The following is a 19,548-nucleotide window of genomic DNA, read 5'->3' as shown; positions in this document are numbered from 1 at the left end:
CATGAAGATCACATTCAGCTGGTGATTAATGCTGCGATGCCGAACCTATTGGCACGGCGGGCCTTCCGCGCGATCCAGGCGCTTCCACAAAGTCTTTCGGATGTGAAATCCGCCGCGCATGTACTCGAGGGAAGAACACAGGCCGGGACATCCGGCCCACTTCCCACATCAAACATGAGTCGCTAGCTGACTTCAAGGCCACGACGAAAGGCACAACATGCACACGAAGCTTATGACCGAACACGAACTCAGCGAGTTTCTCACCGAGTCCCGCCAAGCACGCCGCGACGGCCTTCTGAAGGAATGGCAGATAGAGGCACTGGACAGGCTTGGCATTTCTTGGGTCGACTTCAACTCCTCACCCAACGACTACCGCCGGGCTGTCGCCGACCGATTTGAGGAGCTGGGCATCGACAACGGTTCCACTCACGTGGATCGCAATCGCGGCCTCGTCGCGCACCTCCAAGCACAGAAATGGGAACCTTTCGAGATTGCTGATGCTGCCGTCGCCGGCAACCTCAACTGAAACCTGCGCAGCATGGGTGTCGACGCTCGTTGGGTTCAATGGAACGGGCGGGCGCGGGAACCGTACCTCTGATCTAGAATCTGAACAGACAAATCCTGCGTCGAGAAACAGGTTCGAGCGCTAGTTAGTGCGTCCCCCGTTACCTTGCGTCGCGCGCGCGAGCCGCGCACCCCCCGCCATCTGTCGTAGGTTTCGCTTGTTCTACGGCGCTCCTCAACTCAGTTCTCCTCGGCACCACTTAGGTAGTCGACCAGGTGGTCCGCTGTAACGAACGGGTGCGGACCGTTCATGAATGCCGCCGGCACAATATGACGGGTGACGAAAAGGGACCGCACGTCGTAGTCACCGGCCGGGAGGCCTAAGGCTTGAGCTACAGTGCTGGGGTTCACCGACACTTCCGCGAGCTTTCGAGTGAGCAGCGAAACGTAGGACTTTGTTCCGGCGTGAAACCGATCGATGTGCCGTCTTATGTCCGCAGGGTTGAACATCTGGTTCGGATCCTTCACTTCGAGGACCCAGATGACACGACTCCCCCGTCGGACCGCGACGATGTCGATCTCCGTTGTGAGTATTTCAACGCCAATTCGATGCCCGTCGCCAGGTTTCACGCGCGACCGCGTGACCCAGCCGCCTGTTCTCATGCTCCGGTCGGCTTGTTTTTCAAGCTCATCGTTGCGGCGAGAACGGATCGCACCCATCGCGCGATCGAGGGCATCGGATCCGGTTTGCGACCAAGGAAGCATCCCGGTCATCCAGTAGCCGAAGAACACCTTGGCGGCAGTGTGACAGTAGTGGGGAGCGATCACCATTCGCCCATCAGACAGCACGGGCACCGGTTTGACCAGCAGACGGACTCGACGGGTGCGCAAACGCCAAGGCACCCATTCTTCAGCCGTGTACGCGTCGGAGCGCGACTGCAGAAAGTGCAGCGCTGATGCCGCCCGGTATCGCGCATTGTCGTCGTCCAGGACCCCGGATGCAGTGACGCGATCAATAGCTTGTTCCTCGGTAACGACGACCGCGTCTGGATCGTCGTCGTTCAATGGCCAGGATGCAAGAGTAAACAGCACCTTGAGAGCGTCGCTGGCGAACGTGCCGTACTCGTCCAGGAACCGCTGGTCGGCAGCGTCGAGAAGCATCTGCGTCTCGGTGCCATCGTCCGCGTCCAGCCATGACTGGTGCAGTGCTTCCTCCGCCAGAGCCCGGCCGTAGGCAGCCACGTCGAAACCGGAAGGTTCACCATCAGCGTTTGGCCATTCGATGATGCTCAGGTCGAACATCTCGCTTACATCGAGACCGGATCGTGTCACCTGGTAGTGGAGCGTTTCGCTACGCGTGGTGGCATCGAGGAAAGACGCGGAAGTCGCCAACACTTTCGCCCACGCGCGCTCGTGCACCTGTTCCTTACCCGTCGGCTGGGTCAGCAGGGCAGCTTCGACGATAAGCTCGATGCAGCGTCTCAGACCGAGCGATTCTTCTTGGATTTCGTGTTGTCTGTTGACAGGGTCCCAGGTCAGCGGGAACGCTCCCGCCGACTGTTTCAGATTTCGTAAGTCGTGTTCACGCCGCAGCAGGGTTCTCTCCAGTTGGACCATACCGGCGACGATCAGGGAGTCAGCCGAATGTCCGGCGAGGCGATCGTCGAGCATTTCGCGGATCAGGGGTGCGATCGTGTCACGGTCGATTTGCTTCGCGACCGTCGGCGGGTAGATTCCTGGCTGCACCCCAGACTCGGCAACACGATGCGCGATGAGGCGGTCGATCTCCGCAGTGAGCGGCAGCTCGACGTGCGCGGGAGCCTGCATGTCATTTCGTGTGGCCGCGCTATCTAAGATATCGAGGGTCAGCGTCGGCGGTGCGGCGATCCAAGCCGCGCACACCGCTTCTCGCAGCGGCAATGGGACGCCGAGCCGGAAGAGCAAGCCGGCGAAAGATTCCGCCATCAGCTGCCTTCCCGCGGCCGGGTCGCCGTCGACCACTTCGGCGAGGCTTTCTAAGTGCACTCCGATCGTGGCGGCGACGGTGTGCCCGATTCGGTCGATGGATGCGATGCTGAACGAGTCCGGTCCCGGTACGGGCTCGAAAGTCAGGCGTAGCCCGCGTATTCCAGACGCGTCTGCCGCAGCGGTCCACTCGGTCTCGACCTGGCTGATTCCGTGAGTGAAAGACCCGACGAGGTCGATCATTAGTTCCGCTTTCGCGGCTGAGTGCTCGTGCTTCGCTTCCAACGAAACGGGCACCGCCAACGCTCGTACTCGAACGATGCGGGTGGCGGGTCTCCTGTGCGTCCCGTTGTTGAAAAAGGCTGACCCGACGGCGCGGTCGTCGTCATCCCATCGCGCGACTGTGGCTGAGCCTTGTTCTTCTTCGTCGATCATGTCCCACTGTCGGAGTGCAGGAAGACCCAGAAGCAAAAGCGCCCGCTCGATGCTACTCAATCGCTTCGCACGTTGCCATTCGACCGTGCCGCGGTGGAGTTCGAACATCATAGCTCCCGGCGGACGCCCGCTTCGGAACAGAGCGCTATTGTTTGACTGCCACCAGTCCCACACGTTCATGGTCTCCATCCCGAACATTGCCGGTAGTTGTTTTCCGCTCATCTCCTCTGCGAAGTGGAAGAGGTCCGTGTCATCGTTCGCGGATTGAGCGATCCAATCGAGGTCCTCGAGGGATAGGTGCAGCGCGCCGGGCGGCCCGTTGGCGATGAGGTGCGCGGCCCCCGCGACGACAAGGATCGCTGTGACCATCGCACCGGGGCGCAGCGCAAGCTGGCCGGTCGCGAAGGGAAGTGTGAACTCAGCTCCGGCTCCCTTCATGTATTCGGCGGCCCGCACAGCGACCGGCACGTTAGTTGGGAGCTCGTCCGAAATAAACGCCGTGTTCGTTTGAACGACGAGCAGGTCTCGATCGCCGATGGGGAGTGCCCACTGGGCGACGTTCGCTGCGGAAACGGTGGGTCCAGTGGGTCCGTCTGGTGCGCCGTAGAGTACGGGAGAAAACCTCCACAGTCGTCGGCGAACTCGTGCAGCAACGGCCTGGTCGAGGCGCCAAGCGAGCGTTTTGTCCTCGATGGCGACCTGCTCAGTGAGCTCTGCTGTCGCCTGGGCGAGCGCTTCTGGAAGGAATCCGATCGGTAACCACCTGGGCGCAGATTCGCCATGGATGACCACCAGCATGGTGGACCCGAATGCGCTCATCGTGCTGCCTGGCTCGTATTCCAGGTGAGTTGCAGGGGCGGTCAGCCAGTCCAACGCGATAGCGTGCGGGCCTTTCCACTTGAACGTGTCGGAGTCCGGTCCAACTTCGTCGGCCGTGAGGGTCACGGCTCTATCGCCGACTTCGTGGCCAGGCCCGTCAGGGAAAACTGCCGCGGTCAGCACGTCGTCCACGTGGGCGAGCACAACCTCTGCAAGGTGGATCAACCCGAAGCCGTGGGTGTCCGCGAGAACGGGATCGACGACTTTCGCGAGCATGAGCAACCGGTCTAGGTCCGCTATCGGTCGTTCCATGTTCCCCGCGCAGAGCCGATAGAGTCGGCCGTTGAACTCGACACGAACATCGTCGCGTGGATCCTCTGGGAGAAAGTCTTCGCTCGCGTGCAACCGGGGTTCTTCTTCGTCGGCCAACCGCAAGAGTTCGGCGAGATCGTCATGGCCGGCATGCTTATCGCCTTCGACGGTCAGCTTTGCTGTGACTGCGATCAGGTAGCTGATGCTCGCCCATCGATGACGCACTCCCGGCGATCGGCCAGCTGAGGTGAGTAGGTCCCATAGTGAGCTGGTGGTGAATCTCCGGAGAGCAGCTTCGAGGTAGCTCGGTTCCCACGAGCGCCGTTTGCGCGGCTTGTTCTTCTTCGTCCGGCCCATTCAAGTTCCCCTCATTGCATGTTGCAATCGCTACTGCCAGCACTAACAAGTCTCCACTGTCGCACCGCGATCGGGTCCATCGAATCATGCGGTGGGACTTTCGGACTCTGCGATGAGCGGCAGGATTCGCGAAACCCGCCCTAAAGCTGTGAGACCGCGGGCGACTTCTCCGGAGTGGCGACCGTCCTCGGTTTCGAAGCGATCCATGCGGCAGCGTGGTGGGTGTCGACGACGGTTGAAAACTGAGCCAAAAACGACCGTGAAAAGTGAGCCACCCGATCACGATTGATGGGTGATTACGGTGGAAGAGTGGGCTTTAGTTCGGCGCCTTCATTTGAGTGAGAGCTTGTCGCAGCGCGAGATTGCTCGGCGGTTGGGCATCGCGCGGAACACGACGCGAAAGCGATCAGATCGGAGAAGTGCTGCAAGAGCGTCGTGTTCAGCGCGTGAAAGATCCGCCTCCCAGCGGAGTTTCCATACCAGGCCAGCCATCATGCCAGCGTAGCGACACCACTGGGCGGGACAGGACCCATAGGCTTCGGAGCATGATTGACCCTCCCGACGTGAGCGCCACTCGCGCGGCGTACGACACCGTTGCTGTTGACTACGCCGAATTCCTCCGTGACGAGCTGGCGAGCAAACCAATCGATCGAGCCCTGATCGCCGCCTTCGCCGAGCTCGTCCAGGCCAACGGGGGCGGATCCGTTGCCGACATCGGTTGCGGCCCCGGCCGGGTTACGTCACACCTTCACTCCCTTGGTCTCAAGACCTTCGGGATTGACCTCTCGCCAGTGATGATCGCAGTTGCGCGACAGGCTCACCTGAGCTTCGGCTCGAGGAAGGATCGATGGAAGCGCTCGTCCTCTCGGACGAATCCCTTGCCGGCATCGTCGCGTGGTATTCCATCATCCACACACCGCCGGACCGACTGCCGAAGGTCTTCGCCGAGTTCGCACGCGTGCTCGCCTCAGGTGGACACCTGCTGCTGGCCTTTCAAACCGGTGACGAGCTCCGGCGCATGACGCATGCGTACGGTCACGACATTGCTCTTGACGCTTACAGGCTGCCGCCCGATCGCATCACGGTCATGTTGGACAACGCCGGACTGGCCCCGCAGACTCAACTCCTCCGAGTGCCGGACGAATCGGAGAAAACACCCCAGGCTTTCCTCCTCGCGCGCAAGCGTTAGCGTGGCGCGCCCGTATGCCGAACCCTCACCGGGACGGACGTGATCGGCTCGCTTGCGCGCTGAGCAGTACGGAAAAATCGTGGCGGGCACCAGTCGCGGTCCAATTGAGTGTGGGCCGTCGTCGTTTCGGCGCCAGGTGGACATATTCAGTGTGTAGACATCACCGATGTAAGGAGTTCCTATGGATCCGTCCTCGAGTTTTCGCGACGATGCACTCAACGATCTGCTCGATCGCGCCGCGGCGCCGGCGCCACTCTCGGCGCTGATGACAGACGCAGCCTTGCAGGAAGCCACTCGAGCTGCGCGTTTTGAAGCCGCTCGGGATGTCAAGAGTCGTCTGGGCCGGCGGCTTGCCATTTCCGGCGTCGCGCTCGCACTGGTCCTCGGGGGTACCGGGGTCGCGGCCGCCGTCACGAACTTTGAGTGGCCTTCCTGGGCGCAACAGCCGGACGCGGCGATGCAGATCACACTTCCCAGCGGCGCGCAGTGCGAGTACCTGATCGGGAACCTGCAGAACGCAGATCCCGAGATCATGGACGCGGCCCGCGCCTTCTTTGCCTCTGCACCCGTTCCGACGACTGCGCAGGTCGACGCACGAGTCGTTGCCGTCCACGGGGAAACACTGGCACAGACTCCTGAAGGCGACCGCGACCGCCGATACTCCTCGGGGGTGGTGGGTGTGATGGCCGACGAGCTGGACGCCGACCTCCAACAGCACGGGTTCGACAGCGCTCAGCGACCTTATTTCGAGGGCGTCATCACCTGCGAGGGCACGAATCAGTGAGCGCTGTTCGTAGGGCACGCGACGAACGCCTCACCAACGCACTGGACCAGAACGCGAGAGACTTGCTGCGGTACCTCGAACGCCGCGTCGGGAGCAACGACGCGCCGGACGCCCTTTCGGACACCATGATCGCCGCGTGGAAAGGCGCGGCGAGAGTCCCGACCAATCCCGTCGAGGCACGAATGTGGATGTTCGGGATCGCACGCAATGTCGTCCTCAACCACTCACGTGGAGAACGGCGCCGTTCGCGCCTCGCCGAGCGCCTACGCGAGTCAGTGGGTGTGCTGCCTGCCAACAACGATGCCGCTGCCGGTCTCGACGTTCTGGACGCGATCCAACGCCTCGACCCGGACCTCGCGGAAGTCATTCGCGCAGTCCACTGGGACGGGTTTAGCTTGGCGGAGATTAGCCAGTATCTGGGGTTGCCGGCGTCGACGGTCCGCAGTCGGTACCATCGCGCGAAGCGGGAATTAGCCCACGTTCTGGGCAGCCAGGTCGAGCTCATTCAATGAGACTCCACAAGACGGTCGACCCCGCCGCCGTCGAACTGACCGGCACTACGTCGATCGAGATTCCAACGACCTATACCGAGCTTGATCAGGATGCGGTACTGAGGCGCGCTGCTCGGCTTACGCCCTGACCGCCAGGCACCGGCGCGCGGCGCAGAACACCGCCCGTAACGCGAACCCTCACCGGGACGAACGCTGGTGACCACTGTGGGACGATGATCGTGTCGGCGTATTGCTCAATCGCACCGCCCTAGAGCGGGTGCCCTCTTCTCGCCACGCATTAGTAAGTTGGCATAAGTTAGCTGATCGATCTCGGCTCTGCCGCGGTCCCTGCGGTTGATCAGTTGCGGGCATTGGCAGCGCAACCAAGCACAGCGCGTCAGAGGTGCTCGCTGCCGGCGAGGGGGGTTACCTGCGCGTCCCATATGCTTGCATCCATGATCGCCGCCATCGCCTTCGTCACACTGATTGGCCTGCTGGTTCTCTTCCAGCTTTCCCTGGCCTTCGGCGCGCCGTGGGGACGATTCGCGTGGGGCGGGCAGCACCCCGGCGTGCTGCCGTTCGGGTATCGGATCGCCTCCGGCGTCTCCATCCTGATCTACGGGTTCATCGCCCTGCTCGCCCTCGACCGGGCGGGTGTCGCTGACGTGTTTCCGAACGCGTTCTCGACAGTGGGGATCTGGGTAGTCTTTGGATACCTCACCCTCGGCGTGGTGATGAATGCGATCTCCCGGTCCAAACCGGAGCGGTATGCGATGACGCCGGTCGCCCTCGCGCTCTCGTTGCTCACGCTGCTGATCGCGTTGAGCGGCCCCGCTGAGGAATCGTTCGCCGGCATGGTGCTCGATGACGGAGACGGACCGGTGTTCTGCACGACGATCATGGAGTCCTACCCGCCCCAATGCGGCGCCGACTCCCCTTCTGTTACCGGGTGGGATTGGCCCGCGGTCAAGCACGAGCAGTCGCAAACCATCCGCTGGGGCGAGTACCGGTTCAGGGGCGAGCGCGAGGGCAACACCATCTCCATCAGCGGTTCGCCATCGCCGCTGCATTGACCGGGCGGAGTGAAGGAAGGAACGCACCGACTAGGTGTAGCTGTATTCGGTACGAACTCTGCGTCGGACGTGATCATCTACGCGCGCTGAAGCCCGCAAGCGGAACCTTCAACGCGATAGATCCGTGGCAACCCACCGTGGGACCAAGGGGGGGGTCGATACTGTTCTGAGAGGTACCCTCAGCGATGATTCTGACGTGTCGGTTCGCTAGTGGCCGACCGTGCCGTCGATCGCTTCGCGCAGAAAGTCGGCGTGGCCGGCGTGACGGGCGGTCTCCTCGATAAGGTGCAACATCACCCATCGGAGTGAGAAGTTGCGGCCATCGCCCAGCGCGTTGATCGACAGTTGATCCAGATTTTTCGATTTGAACACTACTTCCCGGCTCCGATCACAGGCTGCGCGGTAGCGACTGCGCAACTGCACCGGCTCAAGGAGAGCCGCAGTGCGGAACTCCCAGTCTGGGTCGCCGTCCCAGTCGACGCTGGTCCATGGCTCTCGATCGGGGAGGCCAGCAAAGCGAACCTCCATCCAGTCCTCTTCCACCAGTGCCAAATGGTAGAGCAGGCCCGCGAGGGTGAGTTCGGATGGGGAGTGCTTCTGTGCCAGTTGCTCGCGGGTCAGTCCGTCGGTCTTCGAAAGCACTGTCTCGCGCTGATGATCGAGGTACTGCGAGAGCATGCTGAACTCCGGACCATGGGGGTCGGCAGCGATTCGCATTCGCTCATCCTTCCAGAGCGCGAAGACGTTTCGCAAGGGGGACGGCGAGTGGGACACGCAAACGGTCGATCGGCGACTTTCATCCGTTTCGTTTGGGGAACCACCATGGGGCACGTCAACGAGTCAGCTACGCCAGGAGCAGCCCTCTATTCTGATAACCGACACACTATAGAGAAATATTCATAGCTACGTGGGAGTCAGTTGCTCAGGTATCCCTTGTCGCGGCGGCCTGCGGCAGGGTTCCGGGTACGAAAGTCGCGTCTGACCAGCACAGCAGTGCTGTGCTGCGATATCTGAAGAGGGAGCAATAGATGAAACGATCGCCCATCACCACCGCACTTGAAGTGATCGCCGTCACCGCATTGGTCATCTCGGTAACTACGGACGTCGTCAAGGCCAGAGAGGAATGGCGACTTCGCCTGGGCTCCGCATGGGCAGACCACTGTCATCCACGCCGATTTCGGAGGCAACTTCAGCAACGGATGGATCAAAAGACGAGCCCTGAACTTGCCGACCTGATCTACCAAGGAAATATGGATCAGGCGATCGAACTCGCAAACCAGCTCAACCCGGATGAGATCTATAACCGTATTTTTCGTGACGACGAACGGCACCTTCATGACGAGGCGCCTTGTGATGTTTTCCTTCGCCGCTGGTACCAGACTCTGGAGAGCCCCTACCTACGCGCTGAAGCGGCGGACAATTTTGTGAGCGCCTATACGACGCAACTCGCGCCCGTACCCAACGGCGAGTACATCGGTGCTTATATGCGTACCGACTCGTTGCGCGAACTCATCACAAAGATCGCCAGCGCGATCCTGGGCCCGGAATTGAAAGACCTGGAAGACACTCCTGAGCACCCGCTCGATGCCGCCTCGGCAGAAAAGTGGCGTGCCGTCGGCCGGATCCTTGCAGATATCCAGCTGCCTCCCGTCGTATCACCAGTCGCTCCTCCGGAGGAAGCAGAGACGAACTGACACAGGTGGCATCCGGTCATCCGACCGCGGGTACCACCCACCCCTGTTTTCCGCCCTTCCGCAGGGGGAACCTCTTGCGGTACGAAACAACTTCCGGTTCTCCTAGCGTGGTGGCTCCGGCGTGGGGCGGCGCGCAGGGGAAACCTGTCTCCGACAGATCGGCATCGGGCTGACCTCGACTACTCGATAGGGTGCAGAGATGGTATTGCATCCGATCAGAACCGTCCCGCACGTCATTGCGGAGTTGCCATCTCTCCAAGGCGGATCGATGACCGTGGGTGAATACCTGCCTCGTGGGCACGTTTCCTATGCGCGTGTCATGAACCCCATGCGCGACGACAACGGTCGCCCCCTTGCCTGGCGTACCTTTGCTGCGGAGCAGTCTGAGGTGGACGCAATGTCGAAGTGGGCCGACCTTCTCGACGACAAGCCGGACGTAGATGTCAGAGTCGGGACCATCGAACCCGCCGTGGCAGCAACGCTCGCCCGCCTTCTCCGCGACCACACCGCCACACCCACCGAGTGTTTCTTCCTTGTCTGGGAAGGATACGCCCACATGCGCGCGGACCTGCGAAAGGCAACAAGCATCATGCTCATGCCCGAGCGTCGCATGCATGTTCTCGCCGGCGACCTCGCCGACGGCGCGGAACCCTTCGAGGAGACGGCCGGCGGAAGAAGTGCCCAGTGGTGGATACCCGCGGATGGTGTCTGGGCCGTCGGGAACGACCTCTACGGCGCGAGCGTTTATGTCTCAGGCACCGAACAGCTGATCAGCGCTATTCTCGCCGCCGACGACATCGAGGCATACCGTGCCTCGGCATCGATGCAGATCGTCGCCGAGGAGTGGGCCTCCTAAGTCTCCTGCGATCCCCTGGCTCTAGGTAGGTTCCCGATAGGGAACCGTCATCAGGAACGCCGTCTGACACTCAGTCCGAAGTTCCGCTTGTTCCTCGTACGAACGCGACAGTCGCGGATATGGCGAGTTGAATGGTCGCTGGATCAGGGAATGGACGACATTGCCGGTGCTGGGGAGTGCAGTCCCTGCTCGCAAAGGGCAACGTCCGGGGCTGCGGCGAATGTCTCCGACCACTCCACACAGCATCCCGGTGGAGGGATTCGCTCACCTTGCGGAGTGTGATTTGCACAGCGCAGCCTCGACTGAGTGCGCCGACGGAACGTCTTGCCCTCCAACAGTCGGTGTCGCTGCTCGTCACTGGCAAAGATCATCCGCTCCCGCCCTTGCTCCACGCCATGCGTCGCCACGCCCACGAGTTTCCCGGTGGCTGTTCGGATCAGGGCTTTTTCGCCCACGAGCTCGTTGCTCAGTGCGACTGCGCGGTATGGGCTGACAGGCCAGAGTATGTACGGTGCGGACATCAGACCTTTGCGTACGTTGTTCTTGAACGGGATCAGCACGGGGGCATCGCAAGTAACGAATCGGCCTTGCGGATCGTGCCAGACTTCGATCTGCCGAGTGGTGAGGACGTCTGCGGCCTGCCACATTCCCTTGAAAAGCATTTCCGTATGCACCCCGGCGAGACGGTGAGGATTGTCGATGTCGTCGTCAATCGACTGGTGCTGTGAAGGGTTTTGAGCGACGAGCCATTTGTTGTACTGCAGCTGAACTCGACGCTGCTGCAGCGTTCGCATTCGCTGCACAGCCATAGACACTCCAAGTCCCAAAAGATCATCAAACTCCAGTTGGTCCGGATCCTCGAGGTTCGCAAGTAGGACTTGAACTCGTCGAAGCTCTGAGTCCACGACGCCGAACATCAGCTCGACGCGGTTGTGAGGTGTGCCGTCGGAGCCAACGACTCGGTAAAAATTCTCCTTGACACATACGTCGGCGAGTCCGAGTTGCTTCACCGCACCGGTAACGGTGTCATGAACCCAGATTCGCTTGCTGTCGGACGACCATTGCCGCAAGTAGGAGCGCGGTACATAGTGATGTCGGCGGCTTACCGAGTCTGGAGCCCTTTGTTGATCCAGTAGATCGTCCATGTACTCACGCGTGCGGCCAGAAAGAGATCGACCGCCCGCGGTCATCGGAATCTGTCCCCAAGGGTTCCGGACCGACTTGACCGCCCAGCCGCCGAGGTCGAGTGAGTTTACTGGCACGATCCCAGCTTAGTTAGAGCAGCCGACTACGCCCGAACCCGGACTCCGAGACTTGTCGGTTGCGCCACACATATGACCGTACGCGTCGACGAGCCGATCCTTTCGCGACGCCGCCGCGATGCGGTATTACCGGTGTTCAAAGTGCAGGACCATCCGCGGACGTGAGATCGTCTTGAGCTGAATCCGCTGAGACGGTGATGGTCGTCTACGGTCGATACTCTTTCGGCGGCGGCGATGTTGGCAGGTCGCCTAGGGCAGCTCGGTCTCCGAAAGTCATGGTGGCGATCGAGGACAGCCCGGCACCGACGCCCTTGGCGAGAAAGGTTAGGATTGCCCAAGTATTTGCCACAGCCCGGCATGGCCTTGTGAGTGAGTCATGCGGATCCCCGATCTCCAGGTCGTGTGCGTCTCGGCGTCGAGAGCCTGCAGGATCGCGCAGCTACTTCATGGCGCGTACTTGTCACTCTACGAGGGTGACCAACGTGCAACCAGTGGACACAAGCACAAGATCGTCTTAACGTCTCCCCGGTGCCACCAGCAGATCGCAGGGCGTGAATTTCTGCCGTCACCCGTGAGCTCATCCGCTGTCCCGTAAGGCGGACGCTCAGCGGGGACCGAATCGCGTGAAGCCAACCGTGTCGACGTCCAAACTGAGACGCCCGTAAGCGGAACCCTCAACGGGACGCCACGAGAACCCGTCTGTTCGCGCGCGAGCTGAGTCAACATGAAAGAAGGGTGACCGGGTTGCGAAAGCTAGGGGTCAGAAACCCCGACCGGGGAGCATTACGGCCTGACTCAATCCGAACGCGCAACGGGCCCGTATCTCGACTTGGCCGGCGGTGAGTTCGCCCACATTGTGGCCGCCGGTCTCGGCGCGGAGGGTACTGTGCTCGGTGCCGTCCACGATCGCGTCGGCGTGAACCCGGAACCAAGGATGGCCCCCAACACAAATATCCGGTGGCGCCACAACATGCTACCTACACCTTCGATCAGTGGCCCCGAAGGTCAAAAACACCGGCCCCCAGGAGAGCGAATATTCAAATATTGGCGCAGCAGCCCGTTGGTGTTCTCGTTGCTGCCCCGCTGCCACGGCGAATGCGGATCACAGAAGTAGATAGCCATAGTCGTGGCCATCGTGATCTGCCGGTGCTGGGCCAGCTCGGTTCCCTGTTCCCACGTCAGTGTCTTAACCAAGTGCGCGGGGAGGGTCTTGATGGCGGCCAACAGCCCATCGCGAGCCATGATCAGCGAGCGACCGGCGGAGGTGGCGGACCGCGCCGTGCCTGGGCATTAGGAAGGGGATCCGATCTTGGATCACACTGCCGGTCGGCGATCGCTACGTTGGTGGAGCGTCAGACACGGTTCACGATGCTGGTCCACTTCCCCGGTGGCCACGGCGCGATTACGGTTCGTGATGGGGCGTGCAGACTCCCCGTATCCCCCCTGTGCGCGCTCTTCTGTTGTTCGTCGTCGGCGCATGCCCCGGCCGGGTAGGCCGAACCGTAGACTCACACTGTACGAGCTGGCGATCGGCAGAGTCACCAAAGCACAGCCGTGACCGAAGGAGGGGGTGCTCTTGCGTCGAACTGGTCGCTTTCCTAGGGCGTGGACACTAGCCGTGGCTGCGTCTATGGCGTCTGTCTGCGTATCTCTCACTGGATGCGCATCGACGACGGGCGCGGATACGGCGAGCCTGGATTCGATCGCCGAGCTCGCGAGAGCTGTTGGTATCGCTCCTGAACTCGTGTACACGACTGAGGTGGACGGCTACGATCTCGCATCGCAGTCGGTCGGGCCGGGTGCTGCAGACGGGATGTCGGCTACCTGGTTCAACAGCAGCACGGGTGCGATGCTGACCATCCTTAGCGATTCCGGGGAACTCACGGAAGCGTCGTGTGCTGCGACACCCCTTTGGGATGCGCCCGGCGGAGCGGTGACGTGTGCCAATGAGGATGGCGTCTGGCATCGGTCGGCTGGAGGCATCCACGAGTACGTCGCGGTGCGAGACGGTGCGCTGATCTGGGTATCCGGAATGAACGACGCGTCGCCAGCGGATCTTCTGACAGCCGCGAAGAAAGTGCACGTGCCATCGGATGCGGAACTCGAACTGCTCTTCTCCGACGTTCCCAAGACTCCGGGCGAACCGGTGGAGCGCGGAGACCTACCTGAGGATGGCGACGGTGCGCCGATCGATCCGACCGGGCCGGGTGGTTAGTTCCACTCCGCCGAATGCGGCCGCTTGCCGGGCCGCTCCTCATATCTCTAGCCCTAATCCTCGTGGCCGGCGAGGCGCCGTCTGAGCTCTAAGTTCTCACCCTGCGCCTTGGCCAGCGCGAGTTGGAGCTGGCTCAGTTCCCTCCGGTAGGCCTCGCGTTCGGATTTCAGCCGGGCCGAAAGACCGCACGGCAGCGGACGTGCTGGGGCGCTCGTCCGCTCCCGGCTCGGTTACGCGGAGGAGGTGTCTGCTTCGAAGCTGTTCGATACCGGCGTCACCCCTGATGACACCCGACCAAACCAGCGCCGCCCTCGGCATCAAGCGGGACGTTCACCGTACGGTGAACCGCGACAGTCGGCATCGCTTGTCGACGCTCTTTGAAAAGTACACCGTGGGCGTTATCGTCCTGCGTCTCGAATACCAGATGACCACATGGGCGCGGAGTGTCAGATGGGAACGTCCGATGAAACTCATGCCGCGCGTCTGGAATCGATCTTCGGTCTGTTCGCACTGCGCCTCACTGCACCGATATAGCTTTAGTCGAGATCAACGCCAATAGAGCGCTTCTCGCGGCCCGATCCGATTTCGTCTCCGCACGCAGAAAATGCGGCGGACGCTTTAGGTGGCCGCCCACAGGTGGTCGGCCACTTTGGTCCAGTCCGCCGAGCTATCGGGGAGGTTATCGGCCAGCATCATTGTGATGCTACCGACGCCTTGCACTATGACGGACACGTCGCCCGAGCATCCGCTCACCGCTTCCAGCTCGTCGACAATGTCCAGGCACTGGTCGCCCTCGCGTGATAGGGCCGAGTAGTAGCTGAGACCAGCGTCAGTCCAGAGCAGTCGGGTGGTGCTGGCGTCGAGGCCCTCGGACATTGGGCGTCGCGCCTGCCGGCATGGTGTCGGCCTCAGACTGCGGCTGGTCGAACACCGCAAGGGTATTCGGCGCCGAGCACGAGGTGAGAGCAGATGCCGCGAGAACGCATCCGATGAATATCACAATCTTTCGTTGGTGCAACTTCATATTCCCGCCTCAGTTACTGATCCACAGGTGGTCGGCGACCTCGGTCCAGTTCTGTTCGCTGTTGGAAGGTCCGTCGGCAAGCCGCATTTCGGGGCCGTCCTTGAACGCCAAGCCAACGGGCAGCTCGGTCGAGCACGCGCTGGCCGCTTCCACCTCGTCCAAGATGATGAGGCAGGGATCACCGTCGGAGAGGGCAGCGAAGTAGCCAACGCTGTCATCAGTCCAGAGCAGTCGGGTGGTGTCTGCTTCGATGCTCCCGATCACCGAGAATGCGTCGCCAGGCGGCAGCATGTCGACTGAAGATTGCGGTGCGTCGAAGACGGTAAATGCGTCCGGCGCCGAGCACGAGGTGAGAGCAGATGCCGCGAGAACGCATCCGATGAATGTAGCGATTCTTCGTCGAATTAACTTCATACTCACTCACCGTAGCGCCACAGCAACCACGTGCATAAACAGCCCGTAAGGGGGACGTCCACCGCGACGGATCTGGGGCCGAACCACCGGGCGCCCGAGTTCGCCAATGCTGTGTCGCAGGGGAACCCCAAATGGGACGACTAGTGAACCTTGACGGACGCGAGTCCGAAACTGGTCGCTGTGCTTACTACGCGCTTGGGCGGGGTGGCCAGATTGCACGGAGCAGTCGTATTGCTTCCTCAAGATCGATCTGGGCGCGGATACTGGCGTCGGCCAGATTCCGGGCAGCATCCACCACGGTGCGCGGAGTGGCCGATGCGGTTGCGCTGACGCGCGTGCCGCCCCCGGTGCGGGTGTGGAGGTAGTGCTCGGATTCGAGGGATTTGTATGCCTTGGCAACTGTTCCGGGGGCAACGCCCAAGTCCTTGGCAAGTTGCCGGACGGACGGGAGTCGTTCGTCGGCTCCAAGACTGCCGGCAGCGATTAGTCCACGGATCTGATCGCGGATTTGTTCGGCGACGGGTGCCGATCCTGCCAGGGTGATCATCATGCGAGAAGGGCGCGGGCCCCGCGGCGTGCAGGTATCGCAGTCAACAGAACAACGACTAAGAGTGCGTATCCGAGAGCCGTCACAGCGACGCCTCCGAGGGAAAGTGCCGGCTCGAGAGCCGAGAAGGGGGTACCGAACACCACCCACCCACCGTTCCCGGTCGCCGTGCCGCCGCGCATGGACGCAGTTCCGGCCAGGGACGTGAGTATTCCGCCGAGATGCACCAGGAGGGCACCGGACGCGACCGCAAGAATATTACGGGTGCGCAGGCGCCGCAACTGAACATCGTTGACCTGGTCCACCCCGACCCCGGGACGAGCGATCAGCCATAGCGCGCCAACGCTCACTGCCGCGAGAACAGCTACCAGCGCCAAGGCTGGCCGAGAGTAGTACCACCCATAAATGGTAGTGGCGCCCCCGCCGACACCGGTGTCGACCACAAGGAGGCGCCAGAACCCTTGCTCGTCCGGCTCGGAAGCCAAGCCCGCAGCGACAGTGACCGTGAGGACGGCGCCGACGATGATGATGGCTCCGATGAACCACCACCCCTGGCCGAAGCTGAGGGGTGTTCGGCGAGCCAAGCTCGCGCTCCCTCGCGAGGCGTGAATGGGAAGCGGAAACGCGAGAATGATCACGGCAACGATCCCCAAAAGAAGAGGCAACGCAAAGCGCGCATCCACCAACAATCGCGCGAGGTCGTCGGGCCGCGGGAGCTGGAACGCCGACGTTCCACCGACCATCAAACGCACTACGACATCGGCGAGCAAAGCAACGCCCACCCCAACCGCAGTGAGAGACGCTACAGGAACTGATTGCAGTTGGCTCTTTCGGCCCCAAATCAGCCACCATGCCGCCCCGGCAAGCAAACCGAGAATCATCGAGCGGAACATGAGCCAGACAAGCAATAAGGACATTGCACCCTTCCATCGATCTAAGATGTACTACCTACGAAGTACATCTAATGTAACACGTCACTAGTACATCTTGATGTCGCGGTTGCTGTTTGGACGCCGGATAAAGGGACCTCCAACGGGAATAGCCCCGCCGAGACTGGGTGGCGCCGCCCGCCTGAGCAAACTTGTCGCGTTTACCCCGCCCGTAAGGAAATCCCGCTCAGGTGCGTCTTACGGGACAAGAATTCGAGGCTATTGCCGTCTTTCAACCCATGGGTTGCGAGGCACTTCGGACGAGACGGTGGATGGCCTGAAGCCGAGTCGGACGAAGCCAATACTGTCCCTGAGGGGATCCGCTATCGCAGTCGCGTTGAGGCGGCTCAACTTCGGCGCCAGGCCGCAAGGCAATAGCCTCAGATCATTAGAGATCATCTCAACCCGGAAGCGCCTGTGATCAAATTCATCGATTTTCTGCCCGTCCCCGTTCCAGCGCGCACGAAAGTCATGTATAACATCAGAGCCGGCGCAGATGGCGTTCCCGCATGGGAACTTCTGCAAAGCGAAGACCAAGAGCCCTGGTTAAACATGACTAGGTAACGCGCAGAGGGGAACTCGAACAACAATTTGGACGAGGCAGACTTCGTTCTAGCATTCGCCCAATACCCGCTCTATGGGCCCAACTTCTTCATATTCGGCGGCCTCTTCGAGACACGGCTCGTCATTCCCAAGATTAACAAGGACTCCGGTTACGTCCTCACGCCGATGCTTCAGCATTCGGAGTACATCAGGCGGTTAATTGTGAAGCTCGACATTCCGCCTGGTCAGTCCTACCTGCGTTGGTATGAAACGCTACAAACGAGCCTCATCAAACCGATCATCTATGAGCTCGCACCCGACACAAAACTAGAAGCGTTCCCCGGCTACCAGAACGTGCTCCTTCGCCACAGCGAGATGCAGCGCATCATCAAGAATGCTGAGCCATCCTGGCGAAACGCACTGTCGAACATCAAAGCGGTCTACGTGATTACGGACACCAGCGACGGACTCCTCTACGTCGGGTCAGCATCCGGAGAGGCAGACGGTTTATGGCAGAGATGGACCGCCTACGCGAATGTCAACAAGCTCACCGGCGGGAACATCAAACTCGAGGCACTCCTAAAGGAGCGCGGACCGGAACACATCGTGAATCACTTCCAATACTCCATTCTTGAAATCTTCGACAAGAAGACCCGCGACGACACGATCCTGCAGCGCGAAGCATTCTGGAAGAAGGCACTCAACAGCCGCGAAAATGGACTGAATGCCAACTAGCGCCGCCCTGCTGCGGGCTAATCGATATCGCTGTCCATTGCGACCAGACGGCACCATCGCCCCCCTCGGGGAACCCCGCCCCGGCGCAGGCGAAGTCCCAAGAATCAGTGCTCTCGACCAACGACGGCAAACGGCGAGGGTCGTCAACTTCACACGTCAGATTCCGACAGTGAAACGATCCTCACCGGCGGGTAGTCGTTCAGGCGCCGGTCGAGCTCCGCCATGATCTGGTTGGTGATCGTGCCTGAGACGACGATGACAGCTTGCTGTGGAATGAGCGGTATGTTTCCCCCAAAAGTGATTCTGTATCCCTAATAACACTGACGACCGCAAGACCGCCGCGCATGAACCAACCATGGCCTCCATCTACTACCTGACCGGCATGCTGGCCGACGACGAACTCCGGATCTCGGATTCAACAGAAACACTGCTCGGCAGCATTATCGACGGCTACGCAGACCTACAATCCGAAACCGAGCGTTCCGTAGCCCGATACGACTACCTGGTGGGAGCGGCGCACGCAGCTCAGCTCGGGCTGATAGAGGCGGCTGTACTCGCCGGCAGCTGGAGTTATGAAGATGCGCCGGCCTGGGAGCGAGATCGGCTCCTGGCTAGCAAACGCGGGCGAGCACCAGGGCGCGGGAGTGTGTGGAAATGCAGTGTGCCTCTCGTTTTAGTGCAGAAGCATCTGGGGGGCCGGTCGCGGTCGACGCGGATCGTGGTCGGCGGCAACTGCATCGTGCTGCAGGATGGTTCGGCCACCCAGACTCTCATCGCGCTGAAGCACTTGGGGATGGTGGATGCGGGGCATTTGAACGGGCCGAGCCAGGTGAGGGAGCCGTACCTGTGAAAAGCGCTCACGTACGGCCGATCGTCGGCGTAGTGGATAGCAGCGCTTGTGCCGAGGACCCAACGCGTAGCACTTAAGCAGAAGAGTTGAACAAAAACTGCCAGCCCGCCCCTCGACGGGATGACGGACTGGCAGTTTTTGGCGTGAACGAGTGTGTGAATGTCGCTCACCTCCAGCCGATTTTGGGGCCTGCGCATAGAGACCGTATGAACATCCTCGAAGAACCTCAGCCGGCCGCTCTTGGCGTCACGTATATCACGGTAGCTCCTGCACCTATCGCTTACACCATGCAAGCCGCCGCCGCAGCATGCGGCCTGTCAGTGACGACGTTGCGTGGTGCGGTCATTCATGGAAGCCTGCCCGCTCGATGGGTTGGTCGAAAGCCGATTATCCGTCATCAGGATTTGGCGGAATGGGTGGACGAGCTCAGTGCTGACGACCCAAAGTACGCAATCTGACCTCATAACCAAAGCCCCACCATGTTCACCTTCGGGTGGGTGTGGTGGGGTTTTTTGTGTGTTGGCGGTTAACCCGTCCGACGGGACGCTTA

18 protein-coding genes and 3 pseudogenes are annotated in these 19,548 nt (G+C 61.1%); 13 read left to right on the top strand and 8 right to left on the bottom strand.

Annotated features, from left to right (window positions below):
- Window positions 1–217: 217 nt before the first annotated feature.
- Window positions 218–526 (top strand): hypothetical protein, encoded by a 309-nt coding sequence (locus E3O11_RS16295; protein WP_134495650.1) that lies wholly within the window; start codon window positions 218–220, stop codon window positions 524–526.
- A gap of 218 nt (window positions 527–744) precedes the next feature.
- Here the strand turns inward: E3O11_RS16295 and E3O11_RS16290 are convergent, their stop codons facing one another.
- Window positions 745–4,152, bottom strand: a complete 3,408-nt coding sequence (locus E3O11_RS16290; protein ID WP_134495648.1) for a hypothetical protein — start codon at window positions 4,150–4,152, stop codon at window positions 745–747.
- A gap of 785 nt (window positions 4,153–4,937) precedes the next feature.
- Between E3O11_RS16290 and E3O11_RS16280 the strand changes: the two are divergent.
- The 5 genes and pseudogenes from E3O11_RS16280 (at window position 4,938) to E3O11_RS18360 (ending at window position 7,929) form a co-directional block, all read left to right on the top strand.
- Window positions 4,938–5,581: pseudogene (locus tag E3O11_RS16280) on the top strand (class I SAM-dependent DNA methyltransferase).
- A 181-nt stretch (window positions 5,582–5,762) separates the two neighbouring features.
- Window positions 5,763–6,365, top strand: coding sequence for a hypothetical protein (locus tag E3O11_RS16275; RefSeq protein WP_092451877.1), 603 nt, complete (start codon window positions 5,763–5,765; stop codon window positions 6,363–6,365).
- Window positions 6,362–6,877, top strand: a complete 516-nt coding sequence (locus tag E3O11_RS16270; RefSeq protein ID WP_092451879.1) for an RNA polymerase sigma factor — start codon at window positions 6,362–6,364, stop codon at window positions 6,875–6,877. The genes E3O11_RS16275 and E3O11_RS16270 overlap by 4 nt, the downstream gene beginning before the upstream one ends.
- Window positions 6,874–7,005: a hypothetical protein gene (locus tag E3O11_RS18510; RefSeq protein WP_255409517.1), complete on the top strand. Its 132-nt coding sequence runs from the start codon at window positions 6,874–6,876 to the stop codon at window positions 7,003–7,005. The genes E3O11_RS16270 and E3O11_RS18510 overlap by 4 nt, the downstream gene beginning before the upstream one ends.
- A gap of 306 nt (window positions 7,006–7,311) precedes the next feature.
- The gene (locus E3O11_RS18360; protein WP_241994762.1) at window positions 7,312–7,929 is read left to right on the top strand and encodes a hypothetical protein; all 618 of its coding nucleotides are present in this window, start codon (window positions 7,312–7,314) and stop codon (window positions 7,927–7,929) included.
- A 207-nt stretch (window positions 7,930–8,136) separates the two neighbouring features.
- Here the strand turns inward: E3O11_RS18360 and E3O11_RS16260 are convergent, their stop codons facing one another.
- Entirely contained in the window at window positions 8,137–8,646 is a 510-nt protein-coding gene (locus E3O11_RS16260; protein ID WP_092451881.1) for a DinB family protein, read from the bottom strand.
- A gap of 311 nt (window positions 8,647–8,957) precedes the next feature.
- Here E3O11_RS16260 and E3O11_RS16255 point away from each other — a divergent pair, with 311 nt between their 5' ends.
- Window positions 8,958–9,623, top strand: coding sequence for a hypothetical protein (locus E3O11_RS16255; protein ID WP_134495646.1), 666 nt, complete (start codon window positions 8,958–8,960; stop codon window positions 9,621–9,623).
- 397 nt (window positions 9,624–10,020) lie between these two features.
- Window positions 10,021–10,479 (top strand): hypothetical protein, encoded by a 459-nt coding sequence (locus E3O11_RS16250; RefSeq protein WP_139226669.1) that lies wholly within the window; start codon window positions 10,021–10,023, stop codon window positions 10,477–10,479.
- A 143-nt stretch (window positions 10,480–10,622) separates the two neighbouring features.
- Here E3O11_RS16250 and E3O11_RS16245 read toward each other — a convergent pair whose 3' ends face one another.
- Window positions 10,623–11,741 (bottom strand): DUF4238 domain-containing protein, encoded by a 1,119-nt coding sequence (locus tag E3O11_RS16245; RefSeq protein ID WP_134495642.1) that lies wholly within the window; start codon window positions 11,739–11,741, stop codon window positions 10,623–10,625.
- Between the two features lie 1,041 nt (window positions 11,742–12,782).
- Window positions 12,783–12,980: pseudogene (locus E3O11_RS16240) on the bottom strand (IS30 family transposase); the annotation flags it as partial.
- On the opposite strand from E3O11_RS16240, the pseudogene E3O11_RS18355 reads away from it, so the two are divergent.
- Window positions 12,979–13,142, top strand: a pseudogene (locus E3O11_RS18355) (IS30 family transposase); the annotation flags it as partial. The pseudogenes E3O11_RS16240 and E3O11_RS18355 sit on opposite strands and share 2 nt — an antisense overlap.
- 358 nt (window positions 13,143–13,500) lie before the next feature.
- The gene (locus E3O11_RS16230) at window positions 13,501–13,956 is read left to right on the top strand and encodes a hypothetical protein (protein ID WP_174775759.1); all 456 of its coding nucleotides are present in this window, start codon (window positions 13,501–13,503) and stop codon (window positions 13,954–13,956) included.
- Between the two features lie 618 nt (window positions 13,957–14,574).
- Here the strand turns inward: E3O11_RS16230 and E3O11_RS16225 are convergent.
- The 4 genes from E3O11_RS16225 to E3O11_RS16210 form a co-directional block, all read right to left on the bottom strand.
- Window positions 14,575–14,832, bottom strand: a complete 258-nt coding sequence (locus E3O11_RS16225) for a hypothetical protein (RefSeq protein ID WP_092451889.1) — start codon at window positions 14,830–14,832, stop codon at window positions 14,575–14,577.
- 157 nt (window positions 14,833–14,989) lie between these two features.
- Window positions 14,990–15,271 carry a hypothetical protein gene (locus E3O11_RS16220; RefSeq protein ID WP_092451891.1) on the bottom strand — a complete coding sequence of 94 codons (282 nt, stop codon included), beginning with the start codon at window positions 15,269–15,271 and terminating at the stop codon, window positions 14,990–14,992.
- Between the two features lie 310 nt (window positions 15,272–15,581).
- Window positions 15,582–15,944, bottom strand: a complete 363-nt coding sequence (locus E3O11_RS16215; protein WP_241994761.1) for a GntR family transcriptional regulator — start codon at window positions 15,942–15,944, stop codon at window positions 15,582–15,584.
- Window positions 15,941–16,858 carry a hypothetical protein gene (locus E3O11_RS16210; protein ID WP_092451894.1) on the bottom strand — a complete coding sequence of 306 codons (918 nt, stop codon included), beginning with the start codon at window positions 16,856–16,858 and terminating at the stop codon, window positions 15,941–15,943. Before E3O11_RS16210 ends, E3O11_RS16215 begins: the two co-directional genes overlap by 4 nt.
- 603 nt (window positions 16,859–17,461) lie before the next feature.
- On the opposite strand from E3O11_RS16210, the gene E3O11_RS16205 reads away from it, so the two are divergent.
- The 3 genes from E3O11_RS16205 (at window position 17,462) to E3O11_RS16195 (ending at window position 19,456) form a co-directional block, all read left to right on the top strand.
- The gene (locus E3O11_RS16205; RefSeq protein ID WP_198415613.1) at window positions 17,462–18,148 is read left to right on the top strand and encodes a GIY-YIG nuclease family protein; all 687 of its coding nucleotides are present in this window, start codon (window positions 17,462–17,464) and stop codon (window positions 18,146–18,148) included.
- A gap of 355 nt (window positions 18,149–18,503) precedes the next feature.
- Window positions 18,504–18,998 (top strand): hypothetical protein, encoded by a 495-nt coding sequence (locus E3O11_RS16200; RefSeq protein WP_092451896.1) that lies wholly within the window; start codon window positions 18,504–18,506, stop codon window positions 18,996–18,998.
- Between the two features lie 206 nt (window positions 18,999–19,204).
- Window positions 19,205–19,456 carry a DNA-binding protein gene (locus tag E3O11_RS16195; protein WP_134495638.1) on the top strand — a complete coding sequence of 84 codons (252 nt, stop codon included), beginning with the start codon at window positions 19,205–19,207 and terminating at the stop codon, window positions 19,454–19,456.
- Window positions 19,457–19,548 lie beyond the last annotated feature (92 nt).

The sequence above is a fragment of the Cryobacterium levicorallinum genome (genome assembly GCF_004402405.1).
GTDB classification, from domain to species: domain Bacteria; phylum Actinomycetota; class Actinomycetes; order Actinomycetales; family Microbacteriaceae; genus Cryobacterium; species Cryobacterium levicorallinum.
This window is presented reverse-complemented; position numbering and strand designations above follow the sequence as displayed.

Bases quoted from the DNA above. Each gene is read 5' to 3' on its own strand.
- E3O11_RS16295 (WP_134495650.1), top strand. From the start codon at position 218: ATGCACACGAAGCTTATGACCGAACACGAACTCAGCGAGTTTCTCACC.
- E3O11_RS16275 (WP_092451877.1), top strand. From the start codon at position 5,763: ATGGATCCGTCCTCGAGTTTTCGCGACGATGCACTCAACGATCTGCTC.
- E3O11_RS18510 (WP_255409517.1), top strand. From the start codon at position 6,874: ATGAGACTCCACAAGACGGTCGACCCCGCCGCCGTCGAACTGACCGGC.
- E3O11_RS18360 (WP_241994762.1), top strand. From the start codon at position 7,312: ATGATCGCCGCCATCGCCTTCGTCACACTGATTGGCCTGCTGGTTCTC.
- E3O11_RS16260 (WP_092451881.1), bottom strand. From the start codon at position 8,646: ATGCGAATCGCTGCCGACCCCCATGGTCCGGAGTTCAGCATGCTCTCG.
- E3O11_RS16255 (WP_134495646.1), top strand. From the start codon at position 8,958: ATGAAACGATCGCCCATCACCACCGCACTTGAAGTGATCGCCGTCACC.
- E3O11_RS16250 (WP_139226669.1), top strand. From the start codon at position 10,021: ATGTCGAAGTGGGCCGACCTTCTCGACGACAAGCCGGACGTAGATGTC.
- E3O11_RS16225 (WP_092451889.1), bottom strand. From the start codon at position 14,832: ATGTCCGAGGGCCTCGACGCCAGCACCACCCGACTGCTCTGGACTGAC.
- E3O11_RS16220 (WP_092451891.1), bottom strand. From the start codon at position 15,271: ATGCTGCCGCCTGGCGACGCATTCTCGGTGATCGGGAGCATCGAAGCA.
- E3O11_RS16215 (WP_241994761.1), bottom strand. From the start codon at position 15,944: ATGATGATCACCCTGGCAGGATCGGCACCCGTCGCCGAACAAATCCGC.
- E3O11_RS16210 (WP_092451894.1), bottom strand. From the start codon at position 16,858: ATGTCCTTATTGCTTGTCTGGCTCATGTTCCGCTCGATGATTCTCGGT.
- E3O11_RS16200 (WP_092451896.1), top strand. From the start codon at position 18,504: ATGGCCTCCATCTACTACCTGACCGGCATGCTGGCCGACGACGAACTC.
- E3O11_RS16195 (WP_134495638.1), top strand. From the start codon at position 19,205: ATGAACATCCTCGAAGAACCTCAGCCGGCCGCTCTTGGCGTCACGTAT.